Raw genomic sequence first — 15,241 nt, 5'->3', positions numbered from 1 at the left:
AACGTAAGAAAGGGAGGCGGGATTCATGTCCGTCCGCGAATTGCCGACCCGCCGGGATCTGTTCAAGCTCGGCGGCCTCGCCGCGGCGGCGCTCTCCCTGGGAGCCTGCGCCAGCACCAAGCCATCGACCGGCGGCCAGGGCGCCGCCGCGTCCGCGCTGCGGGTCTCGCTGGCCTCGGACGCCACCACCCTCGACCCGCACAAGCAGGGCGACCTGCCCTCCATGAACGTGCTGATCAACGTCTTCGACACGCTCACCGTCAGGGACACCGGCGACCAGCTGGTCGGAGGACTGGCCGAGCGGTGGGAGTCGAAGGACGACAAGACCTGGCGCTTCCACCTGCGTAAGAACGTGACCTTCCACAACGGCGAGCCGTGCGACGCCGCCGCCGTGGCCTACAGCATCGAGCGCCTCATCGACCCCGCCACGCAGTCCCCGATCGTGGAGCTGCGCCTGGTCACCGGCGCCAAGGTGATCGACACCCACACCGTGGACCTGGTCACCAAGGAGCCCGACCCGATCCTGCCGGCCAAGCTGTCGCTGTTCGGCGGGGTGATCGTGCCGCCGAAGTACATCAAGGAGAAGGGCGACAAGGTCTTCGCCGAGCATCCGGTCGGCACCGGGCCGTTCACGTTCGAGCAGTGGCAGCGCGACAGCCAGATCACGCTCAAGGCGAACCCGAAGTACTGGAACGGCAAGCCCTCCGTCGAGCAGCTCACCTTCAAGGTCATGCCGGACCCGTCGTCGTCGCTGGCCGCGCTGCAGTCCGGCGAGCTGGACATCGTGACCGGCCTGACTCCGGACGCCGCGCAGCAGCTCGGCGACGCGCCCGGGTTCAAGGTCGTCACCTCGCCGGGCGTGCGCACCTTCTTCGTCTCGCTCGACACCGAAGAGGGCCCGCTGAAGGACAAGCGGGTGCGCCAGGCGCTCAACCACGCCCTCGACGTGGACACCCTGATCGCGTCGGTGCTCAACGGCGCCGCCGAGCGCACCCCGACGCTCATCCCGAAGCAGGCGTTCGGCTTCGACGCCTCCGTGCAGCCGTTCCAGCACGACGTGGCCAAGGCCAAGAGCCTGCTCGCCGAGGCGGGACACTCCGGCGGCTTCAGCCTCAAGCTGTCGTCCTCCACCGCCGACAAGGACATCGCGCAGGCCATCTCCGGCCAGCTCGCCGCGGTCGGCGTCAAGGCGGAGGTGTCGCTGCTCGACCCGGCCACGTTCAAGGGCCGCCTGGTTTCGGACAACCGTAAGGCGCTGGGCGAGATGTATTTCGTCGGCAACTCCGGCTGGACCATGGACGCCTCCAGCAACCTGCAGTCGTTCGTCCGCCACGACCGCCGCCAGAGCCGCTGGAACAACCCGCAGGCCGACAAGCTCATCGACACCGAAGAGCAGTCGGTGGACCCGGACACCCGGCAGGAGGCGTTCACCGCGCTGCAGAAGCTGATGATCGAGGAGTCGCCGTTCCTCTACCTGTATCAGGCGAGCATCCTGTACGCCGTCAGCGACCGGGTCCAGTGGAAGACGAACGCCAACGGCACCCTCGCCATGGCGACCGCCAAACTCGCCACCTCATGATCGGTTTCATCGGCAAGAGGGTCGGCCACACCCTGCTCGTGCTGTTCTGCGTGGCCACGGTGGCGTTCTTCATCGTCAGGCTGGCCGGCGACCCGGTGCAGCAGATGCTGCCGCCCGAGGCCACCGTCGAGCAGGAGCGCGCGCTGCGGGCGAGCCTCGGCTTCGACCGGCCGCTGCTCGACCAGTACGTGTCGTACATGACGGGACTGCTCGGCCTGGACTTCGGCCAGTCGGTGTTCTTCCACCGCCCCGCGTTCGAGGTCATCATGGAGCGCCTGCCGCTCACGATCGACCTGGCCGTGGCCGCGATGGCGTTCACCCTGATCGTCTCGATCCCGGCCGGGATCGTGGCCGCGGTCAGGAGGGGCAGCGCGACCGACACCTCGGTCATGGCCTCGGTCCTGGTCGGCCAGTCCACCCCGGCGTTCTGGGTCGGCATCCTGCTCATCCTGATCTTCGCGGTGAACCTGCAGTGGCTGCCCGCCTCGGGCACCGGCTCGCCGGCCCACCTGGTGCTGCCCGCGATCACGCTCGGCCTCTACTCGGCCGCGATGATCGCCAGGCTGCTGCGCTCGTCGCTGATCGACGTGCTCGGCGAGGACTACATCCGCACCGCCAGGGCCAAGGGCCTGTCCGGCGTCAAGGCGGTCACCGCGCACGGCCTGCGCAACGCCTCGCTGCCGGTCGTCACCGTGGTCGGCCTGGAGGTCGGCAGCCTGCTGGGCGGGGCCATCCTCACCGAGCAGGTCTTCTCCTGGCCGGGCATCGGCCGGCTGACCGTCGAGGCGATCACCTACCGCGACTATCCGCTCATGCAGGCCACGGTGCTGTTCCTGGCGGCCGTGTTCGTCATCGTGAACCTCATCGTGGACCTGTCCTACGCCCTGCTCGACCCCCGCGTGAGGCTGTCCTGATGCTCACCGCAACCCTGCGCGCCCTGCGCCGCAACCACGCCGCCAAGGTCGCCGTGGGAATCATCGCGCTCGTCGTCCTCGTCGGGATCTTCGCACCGCTGATCGCGCCGCACGACCCCAACCTGCAGAACCTGCAGCTGAAGCTGCGCCCGCCGTTGTGGATGGACGGCAGCGAGCCCGGCTACCTGCTCGGCACCGACAAGCTCGGCCGCGACGTGCTCAGCCGGGTCATGTACGGCACCCGCGTCTCCCTCCTCGTCGGCCTGGCCGCCACGCTGCTGTCGGGCGTGGTCGGCGCGGCCGTCGGAGTCGTCAGCGGCTACTACCGGGGCTGGCGCGAGCAGGTCTTCATGCGCCTGGCGGACGTGCAGCTCGCCTTCCCCTCGATCCTGCTGGCCCTGGCCATCATCGCGGTGCTCGGCCCGAGCCTGCTCTTCCTGATCCTCGTGCTCGGCCTGACCGGCTGGGTGTCGTACGCCCGCGTGGTTCGCGCCGAGGTGCTCTCGCTCAGGGAGCGCGAGTTCGTCACCGCGGCCAGGGCGATCGGCGACACCGGCCCGCAGATCATGGTGCGCCACCTGCTGCCGAACATCGTCGCCCCCCTGGCCACCATCGGCACGCTCCAGGTGGCCGCGATGATCGTCGCGGAGGCGTCACTCAGCTATCTGGGGCTCGGCGTGCCGCCCAGCGTCCCGACATGGGGCAGCATGCTCGCCGACGGCCAGCTCTATCTGCGCGGGGCGTGGTGGATCGCGGTCTTCAGCGGCGCTGCCATCATGATGACCACACTAGCGATCAACGTCACCGGCGACCTGCTCCGCGACGTCGCCGACCCGAAGGCATACCACCGATGAACCTCGCCACCCACTACAAGTGCGACGACTGCCACGCCACCTTCTCGCTGGACAAGCCCGCCCTCCTCTGCGAGGCGTGCGGGGGCCTGCTGGAGATCGGCTACGACCTCGGCCCCGCCGACCCCCGCCGGATCACGGACCGGGCCGCCGCCCGCCGTGACCTCGGCCTGTGGCGGTGGTCCGACCTGCTCCCGCTGCCGCGCGGCGCCGAGCCCCTCTACCTGGGCGAGGGCGACACCCCGCTGATGCCCACCAGGAGGCTCGGACGTCACGTGGGCCTGCCCAACCTGCTGATCAAGAACGACACCCTCATGCCCACGGGCAGCTTCAAGGACCGCGGCTTCTCCGTCGCCGTCGGCTTCGCCCGGGCGCTGGACGTCAAGCAGGCGTTCACCTACAGCTCGGGCAACGCCGGCGCCTCCTTCGCCGCGTACGCGGCCAGAGCCGGCATCGAGGCCACGGTCCTGGTCGAGGACGTGGCCAACGAGTCCAAGATCGCTGCCATCAGCCTCAGCGGCGCCCGTGTGCTGCGGCTGCGTTACCGCTCCAGCCTGGAGATCTTCGCCGGGGTGAGCGCCCTGTCTGAGGCGGGTTTCTACTGCTTCGTCAACTTCATCAACCCGGTGCGGCACGAGGGGATGAAGACGTACGCGTACGAGATCTGCGAAGCGCTCGGCTGGCGCGCGCCCGACGTCATGGTGCACCCCGTCGGCACCGGCGGCGGCCTCTACGGCGCCTGGAAGGGCTTTCGCGAGCTGCGCGAGCTGGGCCTGATCGACCGGCTGCCGAAGATGGTCGGCGTCCAGCCGGCCGCCTCGGCCCCGCTCGTGCGCGCCTTCGCCGAGGGCAAGCCGGTCGCGGGACGCCACGGCGACGCCAACAAGACCGTGGCCCAGAGCATCGCCGGTGACGCCCCCATCCAGGGCGGCTCGCGCGTGCTGCGCGCCGTCTACGAATCCGGCGGCCGGGTGGTCGCTGTGGACGACAACGACCTGTTCGAGGCCATGCGGCTGCTCGGCGAGGAGGGCGTCCTGGCCGAGCCGTCCGCCGCCGCCTCCACCGCCGCCCTGCTGCGCGCCCGCGCCCAGGGCTGGGTGTCGGAGAGCGACACGGTGGTCAGCGTGGTGACGGGCGGCGCGCTCAAGCAGCCCTCAGCCCTCGCCCAGGCGGCCCGCCCGCCGGCCGGCACCGTCCAGGCCGACCCGGCCGAGCTGCTGCGCATCTTCAGAGAGGGCCTCGTATGACCGGCGACAGAGGGCCTCTGACGAGCGGTGCGTCCCATCCGAGCCCGGAGGCGATCCGATGAGCAGCGTGCTGGAGATCAACGACCTGCACGTCGAGTTCCGCCTGGACGCCGGCACGGTCAAACCGGTCAACGGCGTGTCCCTGTCGGTCGAGGCGGGCGAGACCCTGGCCGTCGTCGGCGAGTCGGGCAGCGGCAAGACCGCGACCGCCCTGTCGATCCTGCGCCTGCACCCCACCCCGCCCTGCCACTACACCGGCGGCGAGATCCTGGCGGGCGGCCGCGACCTGCTGAAACTGCCGGAACGGGAGATGCGCGCGATCCGCGGCAACGAGATCGCCATGGTCTTCCAGGACCCGATGACCAGCCTCAACCCGCTCAAGACGGTCGGGGCGCAGATCGCCGAATCCCTCCGCCTGCACCAGGGCCTGTCCAGGTCGCAGGCCCGCGCCCAGGCCGTCCAGGCGCTGCGCGAGGTCGGCATCCCCAATCCCGAGCAGCGGGCGGGGGAGTACCCGCACCAGTTCTCCGGCGGCATGCGGCAGCGCGTGATGATCGCCATCGCGCTGGCCTGCCGGCCCAAGGTGCTGATCGCCGACGAGCCCACGACCGCGCTCGACGTGACCGTCCAGGCGCAGATCATGGAGCTGCTCGCCGGGCTGCAGGAGCGGTTCGGGATGGCGATCGTGCTCATCACGCACGACCTCGGCGTGGTGGCCCGCTGCGCGGACCGGGTCCTCGTCATGTACGGGGGACGCCCGGTCGAGCTGGCCGGCGTGGACGAGGTGTTCGCGGCGCCCAGGATGCCGTACACGAGGGCGCTGCTGCGGTCCATGCCCCGCTCCGACGTCCCCGGCGGCGCCGCGCTCGACCCGATCCCCGGTAGCCCACCGAATCTGTTCTCGCCGCCGGGCGGCTGCGCGTTCCACCCCCGGTGCGCGCTGGCCATGCCCGAGTGCTCCGCGACGGTCCCGCCGCTGACCGAGCGCGCCCCGGGACACAGCGCCGCCTGCCTGCTGGAAGGGAGTCTCTGATGGCCGAGCAGCCACTGCTGTCGTTGCGCGGCGTGCGCAAGGAGTTCCGCTCGAAGGTGGTCGCCGTGGACGACGTCTCGTTCGACGTGCGCCCCGGCGAGACGCTCGGGCTGGTCGGTGAGTCGGGCTGCGGCAAGACCACGCTGACCCGGCTCATCCTGCGGCTGGTCGAGGCCAGCAGGGGCGAGATCTGGTTCGACGGCAAGGAACTGCTCGGGCTGCGGCAGCGGGAGCTGCTGTCCGTGCGCGAGGACATGCAGGTCGTCCTCCAGGACCCGTACGCCAGCCTGAACCCCCGCATGCGCGTGGGCGACATCGTCGCCGAGCCGCTGATCACCCACGGCCGGGTGCGCCGCCGCTCGGCCGCCGCCCGCGACCGCGTGGCCGAACTGCTCGACGCCGTCGGGCTGGAGGCGGGCAGCCAGGACCGGTTCCCGCACGAGTTCTCCGGCGGGCAGCGGCAGCGGATCGGCATCGCCAGAGCCCTCGCGCTGGAGCCGAAACTGGTCATCTGTGACGAGCCGGTCAGCGCGCTCGACGTCTCCATCCAGGCGCAGATCATCAATCTGATGAAGCGGCTGCAGGCCGAGCGGGGGCTGACGTACCTGTTCGTCTCCCACGACCTGTCGATCATGCGGCAGATCGCCACCCGCGTCGCCGTCATGAACCTGGGCCGGATCGTCGAGCTGGCCGACACCGAGACGCTGTTCACCGCGCCGCGGCATCCGTACACGCACAGCCTGCTGTCGGCGGCGCCCGTCGCCGACCCGAAGGTGGAGCGGACGCGGCGGCGCATCGTGCTCAGGGGCGACCCGCCGTCGCCCGCCGACCCGCCGTCCGGGTGCAGCTTCCGCACGCGGTGCCCGGCCGCCCGCGACGAGTGCGCGCACACCCGGCCGCCGCTGGCCGCCCAGGAGGACCCCGGCCACACGGCCGCCTGCCTCTTCCCGGTCTCGGACGCCTCCGCCCTGGTGTGACCCGGCGTCCGGAGACGTCGGCCTGGCGCGGCGGAGCGCCCCGCCGCACGGGCTCCTGTGTGCGGCGGGGCGCTGGTCGCGACCGGGGTGGCCGGAGTACCCCGTCGCGGCGGCCGACCGGCTGACCAGGCCGGATCGGCCGGAACGGCCGTTCGGGGACGGGACAGAACCGTCCCTCCACGGCCTCGCTCTGTTCTCCCAGCGGCTCTCCCTAGCGGCTTGGTCTCGTCTCGCCTCAGCCGAGGAAGACGTAGTCGGCCCCGTACGGGACGCTCACCTCGGCGCCCGGCTCGCACGCGCCGGCCGGGGCGACGCCGCCCGTGGTGTTCAGCCGCAGGATCTGCGTGGCCTGGGCCAGCAGCCCGGTGCCCGCGCCCGCCTGCGTGGCGTCGAGGACGAGCTCGGGGATGTGCGCACCGTTCGGCGTCCTGGAGAACACCGCGCCGCGCACCGCGCTGCCGTCGGGGGCGACCCACTGCGGCGGTCCGGAGGCGGGCGTGACGAACGAGTGGTCGATGCCGCGCCGGAGCTGGGCCGTCACGCCGAGCTGGGTGAAGCCGTAGCCGCCCGCGGGAAGCTGCGTGCAGGCGTAGATCTGGCTGCCGCGCAGCACCTCGGCGGTGAACCCGCGCGGATGGGTGAAGGCCGCGCCCGACAGCCGGCCCGGGGCCGCGCCGTCGCCGAGTTCGGCGGTGCGCAGGTCGGCGTAGTACGCGCCGGGGCCCGCGGCGACGCTCTTGGCCACCTTCGGGGCGACCGGCGTCTCCCCGGTGACGCCGGTCACGTTCGCGGGCAGCCCACGGGGGACGGTGAACAGCTCCGCAGCCACGGCTCCGTGCCGCCCCGGCGTGCCTTTGTGCAGGTGCCCGGCCGTGACGCGGCCCAGGCCCGATCCGGTGCCCGGCCAGGTGACGGTGTAGGCGATCGAGGAGCTTCCGGGACGCAGCCACCAGGTGGCCCGCCCGCCCGACTCACCCCCGGTCTGGGCGGAGAGCGTGGCCTGGTCGCCGCCGTGCAGGACGCCGTTGAGGTCGACCGGCCTGCTGAGCCGGTGGAACTGGCCGCGTACCGCGCCCTTGGGGTGGGCGGCGTCGTACAGGTTGGCGTAGAAGCCGCCGGGGTTCTCGACGAGCGCGCTGACCACGTCGGCGGCGGCGGTGACGGTGCCGGTCACGCCCAGCGCGGAGCCGGGCAGTGACCCGGGAAGTAAGTCGAGCCGGACGTCGCCCTCCGTGCCCTTGGCGCCCGCGTGCACGCGGCCCGCGGTGGGCACGCCGATCCCGTTCCACCGGGCCGCGAACGTGACCTGGTTCCCGCTGATCCTGAGCACGACCGTCGAGGCGCCGTCCGCGTCGCCGGGGGCTCCCACCTCGCCGGCGCCGCGCAGGCCGGCCGCGAGATAGACGTCGTCGGCGGGGGCGTGCGCCGGGCTCACCGGCCCGGCGAGGAGCGCTCCCGCCGCCAGCAGCGCGGGGACCAGGATTCTTCGCTCGGACATTACGGCACCTCGTCAAGGACTCTGATGTTCCGGTCAGTACGGCAGGCAGTACGCGCCCGGAGCGGGGCGGGTTCACCCCGTCGCGCGGATATTTCGCGAATTCGCCCGAAAAATCGAGAAAAGCCCTCCCACCAGCGGTGGAAGGGCTTCCCGCGAACCGGTCAGGCCTGGACGGTGAGCAACTTCTTACCTGCCGAGGTGACCACCTCGAAGTGGTCGATGTCCTTCAGCGGCGTCGCACTGCCGCCGTGCATGTAGAGCGGCGTCGGCGATCCCGGCACTCCGTACCCGGCTGGAGGTACGGACCATCCGGTCATCACCCGGCGCTCACCCGACTTGCCGACGGAGATCAGCTCGCACTCCAGCGGCCCCTTCACCCCGGACAGCTTGAGCGCCGCGTGCGTGCCCCACCCCTTGGACTCCACGACCAGCCCGCCCGTCACCCCGTCGACGCCCTTGCCCTCGATGGGGCGGCCCTCGGTGTAGAACTGCTCGGCCGGGCCCATGTCGGTGGTCATGTGGCCGCCGTGACCCTGCGCGACCGGCGCCGCCTCTCCCGCGTCGAGCTGCGTGCCGATCGTCAGTCCGCCCGCCACCAGCGTGACCGCGGCCGCCATCCCGATCACGAACGTGCCCCTGCGCGTCCGCCTGTCGGCCTCCTTCTTGCGCCGCAGCAGGCCGACCACGTCGTCCTCCCCTCCGGAGGGGAGCTCAGCGGTAGGGGGGCCGAGATCATGGACGGGTCCGATCCCGTGCAGCACGTCGGCCACGCCGGCCAGGTCGGACAGTTCGTACCGGCACTGTGAGCAGCCGAGGAGGTGGGCCTCGAAGGCCAGCCTGTCGTCCTCGTCCAGCAATCCGAGCGCGTACGCCCCCACATCCGTGTGCTCGACTCTCGAAGTCACGCCGTCACCCCCCTCTCCTCAAGTGCGATCCGCAACGCGCGTACGGCGTAGTAAACCCGGGACTTCACGGTGCCCACCGGGATGCCGAGCGCCTTGGCGGCGTCGTTGACCGACCGGTCCCGCAGGATCGTCTCGTTGAGGATCTCGCGGTGGGCCGGCGACAACGCCTTCAGCGCCTCGGACACGACCACCTGGTGCAGCAGTCCTTCCATCTCGTCCGGCACGGGCATGCTCTCCAGCGGTCCGTCGCCCGACTCCCGCGGCCGGGCATCCCGGCGTCGCCGGTCATCGATCACGATACGTCTGGCGACCGTGGCGAGCCAGGGCATCAGCGAGACAGAATCCGGGTCGAGCCGCTCCGCACTGCGCCACGCTCTGATCATGGTCTCCTGCACCACGTCTTCCGCCCACTGCCGATCGCCCGCGGTCAGCCGGATCACGAATGCCAGCAGCGGCCTGTGATATTCCCGGTAGAGCGCGGACACGACCACCTCGTCGTCCGGGCGCACGCGCCGGATCCAGTGGCGTAGGCGCGGCTTCCCCATCGGGGCGGCTTCCTCGGCCGAGGGCGGGGGATACGTGCTTATTCGCATCATTCCCCTTTCTCAGTCCGTCGGGAGGTGGTACGGCCAGCGGCCAGGGGGCGGTTCAACGAATCGCGGAAGATAATGCGATTGCATCGGTGGCGGCAGTCTGCGTAGAGTCGCTGCGACGACAGTTCGAGATCGAGGAGGTGAGGACCTATGCGGGTCGCCGTTTTCAGCGTGCCGTCAGTCCACCTCCGGGCGCTCGCCTGAGCAGCCCTTTTTCCTCTTCGTTCTCGAAACAAAGGTTCATCGCGTTGTCTCACGACCTTTCCCTGCTCGGCTGGAGCGACCTGCGCGCCGCCGAGCTGCCGGCCGAAACCGTCCCCGCCCGCGTGGCCCGCATCGACCGCGGCGCCGCCGAGGTGATCGCCGCGGACGGCCAGCATCACGCCAAATACGGCGCCCGCGTGCGCCGCGCCTCCGCCGCCGACCCGGTCGCACTGCCGTGCGTCGGCGACTGGGTCGCGCTCCGATGGCTCCCCGAGGGCCGCTACGAGCTCGACGAGGTCCTGCCGAGGAGCACCGCCTTCGTCCGGGGCGGCGTCAGCCGCGACTCCGTCGGGGGCCTGTCGGGCGACGGCCAGGGCCAGGTGCTCGCGGCCAACGTCGACGTGGTCTTCGTGGCCGAGCCGTCGATGCACTCGACCGACTTCGCCGACCTCGGCCGCATCGAGCGCCTGGTCGCCCTGGCCTGGGAGTCCGGCGGCACGCCCGTCGTGCTCATCACCAAGTCCGACCTGTTCGAGGACGGCCTCGACGGCCTGCTCGACGACGTCCGCGTCGCCGCGCCCGGCGTCGACGTGCACGCCGTCTCCTCGCTGCACGGCGACGGCGTCGAGCTGGCCGCCTCCTACCTCGGCGGCTCGCGCACCGCCGTCATCCTGGGCCCGTCCGGCGCGGGCAAGTCCACCCTCGTCAACGCGCTGGCCGGCGACGGCGTCATGGAGACCCAGCACGTACGCGCGGCCGACGGGCGCGGCCGGCACACCACCGTGCACAGGGAGCTGATCCCGCTGCCCGGCGGCGGGCTGATCATCGACACGCCCGGCATCCGCCGGGTGGGCCTCTACGACATCGGCCAGGGCGTCGACCTCGTCTTCGCCGACATCGAGGCGCTGGCCGAGCGGTGCAGGTTCGGCGACTGCGGCCACAGCGGCGAGCCCGGCTGCGCGGTGCTGATCGCCCTGGAGAGCGGCGAGCTGCCGGAGCGGCGGCTGGAGAGCTGGCGCAAGCTCCAGAGGGAGGCCGCCTGGATGGCCTCGAGGACCGACGCGCGGCTGCGCAAGGAGCAGCAGAACAAGTGGAAGCTGATCACCAAGGAGATGCGCCGCTCGGGCCGCAACCGCCCGTGAGGGCCCGCTGAGGCGGCGCCTTGAAGGGCCGAGAGAGCGCTCTCTGGCGTGGCGGCCCGGAAACGGCGCTTCTGGCAGGGTGCTCTGTCACGACCTCGACAGGACGCTGTCCGGCGCTGGTACGGTATTTCCCTTTCACGGCGCCTTCTCCGATGCTGTGAAAGGGATTGCCGATCGCTGGCCGGGGCGGAGGCGAGGAGCGGCTGTCAGCGGGTAAGCACAGGTCGTGACTCCTCCGCTCCCTGAAGGGAGCGGCTTCTCGCTAAGCCGCTTCCGCAGCCCGGCGAAGGGCAAGCCCTGCCCTCAAGACGTTGACCGCAGCGTTCACGTCGGCGTGTGCGGCATGCCCGCACGCCGTACAGACGAACGAGGCTTGGGTGAGGTGGTTCTCCTTCGCGCAGTGCCCGCAGCGGGCGCACGTGCGGGAGGTGCCGGCAGGGTTCACCGCGATCAGCTCTCGACCGGCGCTTTCAACCTTGTGGGCGAGGATCGTCAGGAACACCCCCCAGCCCGCGTCCAGAATGCTTCGATTCAAGCCGGACTTCTGCGCGACGTTCCGGCCGGGAGCGTCGATCGTGCCGGACGCGCTGCGGGTCATGTTCGTGATCCGCAGGTCCTCGTGCACGATCATGCCGTAGTCGCGGATCAGCGCCAGCGCGGTCTCGTGTGCCCCGTCGATCCGCTGGCGGCGGGCCTTGGCGTGCAGGGCGGCGACCCGGGCGACGGCCTTACGGCGGCGCTTGGATCCGCGTTGCTTGCGGGCCAGGTCCCGCCGCACGACGGCGAGACGGTCAGCGGTCGCCGCCAGGTGGCGCGGGTTGACCACGTGTTCGCCGTCGGAGGTGGTGACCAGCGACGCCACGCCCATGTCGATACCGGTGACCGCACCCGTCGCGGGCAGGGGCCGAGCGGGTACGCCCTGGCACGACACGAGCACGTACCAGCGGCGGCCCTCGCGCTTGACGCTGATCGTCTTCACTCTTCCGTGTACGGGGCGGTGCTGGTGGACACGGACGTGCCCGATGCCCTGCAACCGGACGTAGGTCGCGGTGGGGTGCTCAGGCTGGGAGTCCCACCGGCAGCCGTCGCCGTCCTTGGGCCACTGGACGCTGTCGAACCAGCCACGCCCTTTGAAGCGGGGGCAGCCCGGCGTGCGGCCCGCCTTGACACGGTCGAAGAACGCGCGGAACGCCTTGTCGAGCCGTCGCAGGGTGGCCTGCTGCGAGGAGAACGACCAGCGGCCCTGCCCGTCTGGGTCGTCGGCGCGGATGTGCTTCAACTCGGCCGACTGGTCGCCCTAGCGGACGCTCGCGCCCGCCTTGGCGTAGGCGGTGTGCCGGTCCTCCAGGGCGGCGTTGCAGAGCTGCCGGTGGTCCTCGAGGCATGCCGCGGGCGCCGCCGCCTGACGCGCGGTGGGGCGCAGCAGGAACTTGTACGACCTACGCACGGCCACCGCCCTTGGACGGCCGCTCGTCCTGCGTGTCGATGCAGCGCTGGATCGTCTCGGCCGGCACCGCGCCGGCCGTGGCCACGAAGTAGGACCGTGACCACAGGGTGGGCGGCTGGAAGCGCAGGCGGGGGAATTCGGCACGCAGGTGGTGGGAGGTGAAGCCCTTGAACTGGCCGGCCACGTACGACGGCGAGTTCTTCGGGTGGGTCTCGACGAACAGATGCACGTGGTCCGGCATCACCTCAAGCGTTACGATCTGCCACCCTTGCTCGCCGGCCTTGGCACGGATCAACTCCTCAAGGCGGTCCTTCACCCGCCCCCAAGGACCGGGCGGCGGTACTTCGGCACCACAGCACGTGGCACTCGAGGTCGTAGGCCGCGCCCGGGGAAGTGCGTACCTGGCGAGTCACACGATCACTATGGCAGCGCCATCCATTTGATGAACGGAGATCTCTGATGCGCAGACCTGACAAGTCACTGCACGTTCGGACCTTGACGGTCCTCCCGCTTCCGATTGCCCCGTCGCCCGAAGGCGATAGTCCCCTCGGGAGAGTTTGATGGAGTACTTCGCGGACCGGGCCGAAGCGGGGGCCCTGCTGGCCGAACGGCTGCAGGACGCGCACGACCCCGTGATCCTGGCCCTGCCGCGCGGCGGCGTGGCGGTGGCCGCGCCCATCGCGCGGGCCCTCGGCGCGCCGCTCGACGTGCTGGTGACCAGGAAGATCGGCTATCCCCCGACGCCCGAGCTGGGTGTCGGGGCGATAGCCGAGGGCGGCGAGCCGGTGTTCGACCTGACGCTGCTGAACCGCCTGGGCCTGACGCCCGAGTCCGTGGCGCACGTGGTGGAGCACGAACGGCGCGAGCTGGCCCGCCGGGTCCGCGCCTATCGCGGCGACCGGCCGCTGCCCCCGCTCGAAGGCCGGGAGGTGATCGTGGTGGACGACGGCCTGGCCACGGGCGGCACCGCGCGGGCGGCGCTGCGGGCGGTCGCCAGGGCCCGGCCGGCGAAGGTGACGCTGGCCGTCCCCGTCGGGGCCACGGAGACCGTCGAGTCGCTGCGCGCGGAGGCCGACGAGGTGGTGGTGCTGCTCACGCCGATCGACTTCAGGGCGGTCGGCCAGTGGTACGACCACTTCGAACAGCTCACCGACGCCGACGTCCTGCGCCTGCTGGACAGGACCTGAGGCTCCCGCGACGAAGGCTTTTCGGGACTTGGGCTCCCGGGACCGGGCCTTCTCGTGCGGGTCAGCCGGCGATGACGGCCCAGACGAGCTTGTGCGAGCCGCCGGGGGAGAGCCACCCCCACGTCGTGCAGAGGGCGTCCACCAGTCGCAGCCCGCGCCCGTACTCGGAGAACACGTCGGGTGCCGAGGTCACGGGGACGGTCCGGCTGTGGTCGGTCACCACGCACGCGAGCTGCGCCTCGTGCGAGACCAGCCGTAACTGCGCGGCGCCGCCGCCGTGCCGCATCGCGTTGGTCACCAGCTCGGAGACCACGAGCTGGGTGTCGAAGGCCAGGTCGAGCGCCCCCCAGGAGCCGAGCGTCTGGTCGACGAAGCGCCGCGCCATGGCCACGCAGGCGGGTTCGAGTGCGGTGCGCTGGTGGAAGGGGAAGACGGCATCACACTCCCCGGCGCGTCCTTCCACCAGAATGGGCGACAGCCATCCTGGTGGCCGGGTGCCGGTGGCGGCTTGCGGCCGAGCGTCGAAAGTCGTCATTCTGGCCCCCGAAGCGCGGTCTGGTGATCCAATGCCCATCTTTACGGGGAGCGCTTACCGATGCAAGACTTTTCATAGTTTACGGATGCGAATCGCATCTGCACGTGCAGATGACCTAGGAGCGGTGCAGTGAGCGCACAGAGCGCGGAAGGGCAGCTTCTCCGCCATTCGCCGGGAAGCCCGACAGTGCTGCGGATCCTGCTCGGGACCCAACTGCGCAGGCTCCGTACGGAGCAGGGTATCTCGCGCGAGGACGCCGGATACTCGATTCGCGCATCCCACGCGAAGATCAGCCGGCTGGAGCTCGGCCAGGTCAGCTTCAAGCAGCGCGACGTGGCCGACCTGCTGACCCTCTACGGCGTCACCGACCCGGCCGAGCGCGAGCCCCTGCTCGCCCTGGCCAAACAGGCCAACGCCCCTGGCTGGTGGCACCAGTACGGCGACCTGCTGCCCTCCTGGTTCGAGGTCTACATCGGCCTGGAGGGGGCCGCGTCCAGCATCCGTACGTACGAGAACCAGTTCGTCCCCGGCCTGCTGCAGACCCCCGCCTACGCCAGGGCGGTGATCGAGCTGGCCCACGAGAAGGCGTCCAGGGCCGAGCTGGACCGCCGGGTGACGCTGCGCACGACGCGGCAGAAGCGGCTGGAGAGCGGCCTGACGATCTGGGCGGTGATCGACGAGGCCGTCGTGCGCCGCACCCTGGGCGGCCCGGAGACGATGCGCGGGCAGATCGCCCACCTGCTCGACATGACGGCCGAGCGGAACATCACGGTGCAGATCATGCCGTTCGACCGCGGTGGTCACGCGGCGGCCGGCGGGCCGTTCAGCATCCTGCGCTTCCCCGAGCGGGAGTTGCCCGACGTCGTCTACATGGAGCAGCTCACCAGCGCCCTCTACCTGGACAAATCCGCCGACTCCGACCAGTACATGGAGGTCATGGACCGGCTCAGCATCCAGGCGGAGGAGCCGAAGGCGACCAGGCGCTTCCTGGAGCGGCTCATCTCTGGATGAGCTCCCGTATATCCCTGTGATCCACTCCATACCGTGATTTTTGGTCGTCCGGTATATGGAGCTCTCCGTGCTGCCGTATTGTCAGCTCGCAAACGCGGATGCACGTGCATCCGTAAGA

At 70.9% G+C, this 15,241-nt stretch carries 15 protein-coding genes and 1 pseudogene; 9 read left to right on the top strand and 7 right to left on the bottom strand.

The window, feature by feature from the left end; genetic code table 11:
- The first annotated feature begins 25 nt into the window (after positions 1-25).
- The 6 genes from ABFX54_RS01895 to ABFX54_RS01870 are packed head-to-tail and all read left to right on the top strand — an operon-like array spanning position 26 to position 6,601.
- A complete protein-coding gene (locus ABFX54_RS01895; protein WP_346101101.1) occupies positions 26-1,579 on the top strand; it encodes an ABC transporter substrate-binding protein in 1,554 nt (517 codons plus the stop codon).
- Positions 1,576-2,493, top strand: a complete 918-nt coding sequence (locus ABFX54_RS01890; protein ID WP_346101100.1) for an ABC transporter permease — start codon at positions 1,576-1,578, stop codon at positions 2,491-2,493. The genes ABFX54_RS01895 and ABFX54_RS01890 overlap by 4 nt, the downstream gene beginning before the upstream one ends.
- Complete coding sequence (locus tag ABFX54_RS01885; protein WP_346101099.1) at positions 2,493-3,347, top strand: ABC transporter permease; 855 nt, start codon at positions 2,493-2,495, stop codon at positions 3,345-3,347. The genes ABFX54_RS01890 and ABFX54_RS01885 overlap by 1 nt, the downstream gene beginning before the upstream one ends.
- Positions 3,344-4,591 (top strand): threonine synthase, encoded by a 1,248-nt coding sequence (locus ABFX54_RS01880; protein ID WP_346101098.1) that lies wholly within the window; start codon positions 3,344-3,346, stop codon positions 4,589-4,591. Before ABFX54_RS01885 ends, ABFX54_RS01880 begins: the two co-directional genes overlap by 4 nt.
- Before the next feature lie 58 nt (positions 4,592-4,649).
- Complete coding sequence (locus ABFX54_RS01875) at positions 4,650-5,624, top strand: ABC transporter ATP-binding protein (RefSeq protein WP_346101097.1); 975 nt, start codon at positions 4,650-4,652, stop codon at positions 5,622-5,624.
- A complete protein-coding gene (locus ABFX54_RS01870) occupies positions 5,624-6,601 on the top strand; it encodes an ABC transporter ATP-binding protein (RefSeq protein ID WP_346101096.1) in 978 nt (325 codons plus the stop codon). The genes ABFX54_RS01875 and ABFX54_RS01870 overlap by 1 nt, the downstream gene beginning before the upstream one ends.
- A 235-nt stretch (positions 6,602-6,836) precedes the next feature.
- Here ABFX54_RS01870 and ABFX54_RS01865 read toward each other — a convergent pair whose 3' ends face one another.
- The 3 genes from ABFX54_RS01865 to ABFX54_RS01855 form a co-directional block, all read right to left on the bottom strand.
- Complete coding sequence (locus ABFX54_RS01865) at positions 6,837-8,099, bottom strand: CHRD domain-containing protein (protein WP_346101095.1); 1,263 nt, start codon at positions 8,097-8,099, stop codon at positions 6,837-6,839.
- A gap of 161 nt (positions 8,100-8,260) precedes the next feature.
- On the bottom strand, positions 8,261-9,004 hold the full coding sequence (locus ABFX54_RS01860; protein ID WP_346101094.1) for an anti-sigma factor family protein: 744 nt from the start codon (positions 9,002-9,004) through the stop codon (positions 8,261-8,263).
- Positions 9,001-9,549 carry a sigma-70 family RNA polymerase sigma factor gene (locus ABFX54_RS01855; RefSeq protein ID WP_245955465.1) on the bottom strand — a complete coding sequence of 183 codons (549 nt, stop codon included), beginning with the start codon at positions 9,547-9,549 and terminating at the stop codon, positions 9,001-9,003. The genes ABFX54_RS01860 and ABFX54_RS01855 overlap by 4 nt, the downstream gene beginning before the upstream one ends.
- 296 nt (positions 9,550-9,845) lie before the next feature.
- Between ABFX54_RS01855 and rsgA the strand changes: the two genes are divergently transcribed.
- On the top strand, positions 9,846-10,943 hold the full coding sequence (rsgA, locus tag ABFX54_RS01850) for a ribosome small subunit-dependent GTPase A (protein ID WP_346101093.1): 1,098 nt from the start codon (positions 9,846-9,848) through the stop codon (positions 10,941-10,943).
- A 262-nt stretch (positions 10,944-11,205) separates the two neighbouring features.
- Here rsgA and ABFX54_RS01845 read toward each other — a convergent pair whose 3' ends face one another.
- From ABFX54_RS01845 to tnpA, 3 genes and pseudogenes are all read right to left on the bottom strand, one after another.
- Positions 11,206-12,222, bottom strand: coding sequence for an RNA-guided endonuclease InsQ/TnpB family protein (locus ABFX54_RS01845; protein ID WP_346101092.1), 1,017 nt, complete (start codon positions 12,220-12,222; stop codon positions 11,206-11,208).
- A gap of 18 nt (positions 12,223-12,240) precedes the next feature.
- Complete coding sequence (locus ABFX54_RS01840; RefSeq protein WP_346101091.1) at positions 12,241-12,390, bottom strand: helix-turn-helix domain-containing protein; 150 nt, start codon at positions 12,388-12,390, stop codon at positions 12,241-12,243.
- Positions 12,383-12,803, bottom strand: a pseudogene (tnpA, locus tag ABFX54_RS01835) (IS200/IS605 family transposase). Before tnpA ends, ABFX54_RS01840 begins: the two are co-directional and overlap by 8 nt.
- Before the next feature lie 147 nt (positions 12,804-12,950).
- Between tnpA and ABFX54_RS01830 the strand changes: the two are divergent.
- Positions 12,951-13,577: a phosphoribosyltransferase gene (locus ABFX54_RS01830; RefSeq protein ID WP_346101090.1), complete on the top strand. Its 627-nt coding sequence runs from the start codon at positions 12,951-12,953 to the stop codon at positions 13,575-13,577.
- A gap of 61 nt (positions 13,578-13,638) precedes the next feature.
- On the opposite strand, the gene ABFX54_RS01825 is transcribed toward ABFX54_RS01830, so the two are convergent.
- Positions 13,639-14,112, bottom strand: a complete 474-nt coding sequence (locus ABFX54_RS01825; RefSeq protein ID WP_346101089.1) for an ATP-binding protein — start codon at positions 14,110-14,112, stop codon at positions 13,639-13,641.
- 129 nt (positions 14,113-14,241) lie between these two features.
- Here ABFX54_RS01825 and ABFX54_RS01820 point away from each other — a divergent pair, with 129 nt between their 5' ends.
- Positions 14,242-15,123 (top strand): helix-turn-helix domain-containing protein, encoded by an 882-nt coding sequence (locus ABFX54_RS01820; protein ID WP_346101088.1) that lies wholly within the window; start codon positions 14,242-14,244, stop codon positions 15,121-15,123.
- Positions 15,124-15,241 lie beyond the last annotated feature (118 nt).

This window comes from Nonomuraea maheshkhaliensis (assembly GCF_039529435.1).
Lineage (GTDB): Bacteria > Actinomycetota > Actinomycetes > Streptosporangiales > Streptosporangiaceae > Nonomuraea > Nonomuraea maheshkhaliensis.
The sequence above is the reverse complement of the archived record's forward strand: the minus strand, read 5'-3'. Positions and strand labels throughout refer to the sequence as shown.

Bases quoted from the DNA above. Each gene is read 5' to 3' on its own strand.
- ABFX54_RS01895 (WP_346101101.1), top strand. From the start codon at position 26: ATGTCCGTCCGCGAATTGCCGACCCGCCGGGATCTGTTCAAGCTCGGC.
- ABFX54_RS01890 (WP_346101100.1), top strand. From the start codon at position 1,576: ATGATCGGTTTCATCGGCAAGAGGGTCGGCCACACCCTGCTCGTGCTG.
- ABFX54_RS01885 (WP_346101099.1), top strand. From the start codon at position 2,493: ATGCTCACCGCAACCCTGCGCGCCCTGCGCCGCAACCACGCCGCCAAG.
- ABFX54_RS01880 (WP_346101098.1), top strand. From the start codon at position 3,344: ATGAACCTCGCCACCCACTACAAGTGCGACGACTGCCACGCCACCTTC.
- ABFX54_RS01875 (WP_346101097.1), top strand. From the start codon at position 4,650: ATGAGCAGCGTGCTGGAGATCAACGACCTGCACGTCGAGTTCCGCCTG.
- ABFX54_RS01870 (WP_346101096.1), top strand. From the start codon at position 5,624: ATGGCCGAGCAGCCACTGCTGTCGTTGCGCGGCGTGCGCAAGGAGTTC.
- ABFX54_RS01865 (WP_346101095.1), bottom strand. From the start codon at position 8,099: ATGTCCGAGCGAAGAATCCTGGTCCCCGCGCTGCTGGCGGCGGGAGCG.
- ABFX54_RS01855 (WP_245955465.1), bottom strand. From the start codon at position 9,549: ATGGGGAAGCCGCGCCTACGCCACTGGATCCGGCGCGTGCGCCCGGAC.
- ABFX54_RS01830 (WP_346101090.1), top strand. From the start codon at position 12,951: ATGGAGTACTTCGCGGACCGGGCCGAAGCGGGGGCCCTGCTGGCCGAA.
- ABFX54_RS01825 (WP_346101089.1), bottom strand. From the start codon at position 14,112: ATGACGACTTTCGACGCTCGGCCGCAAGCCGCCACCGGCACCCGGCCA.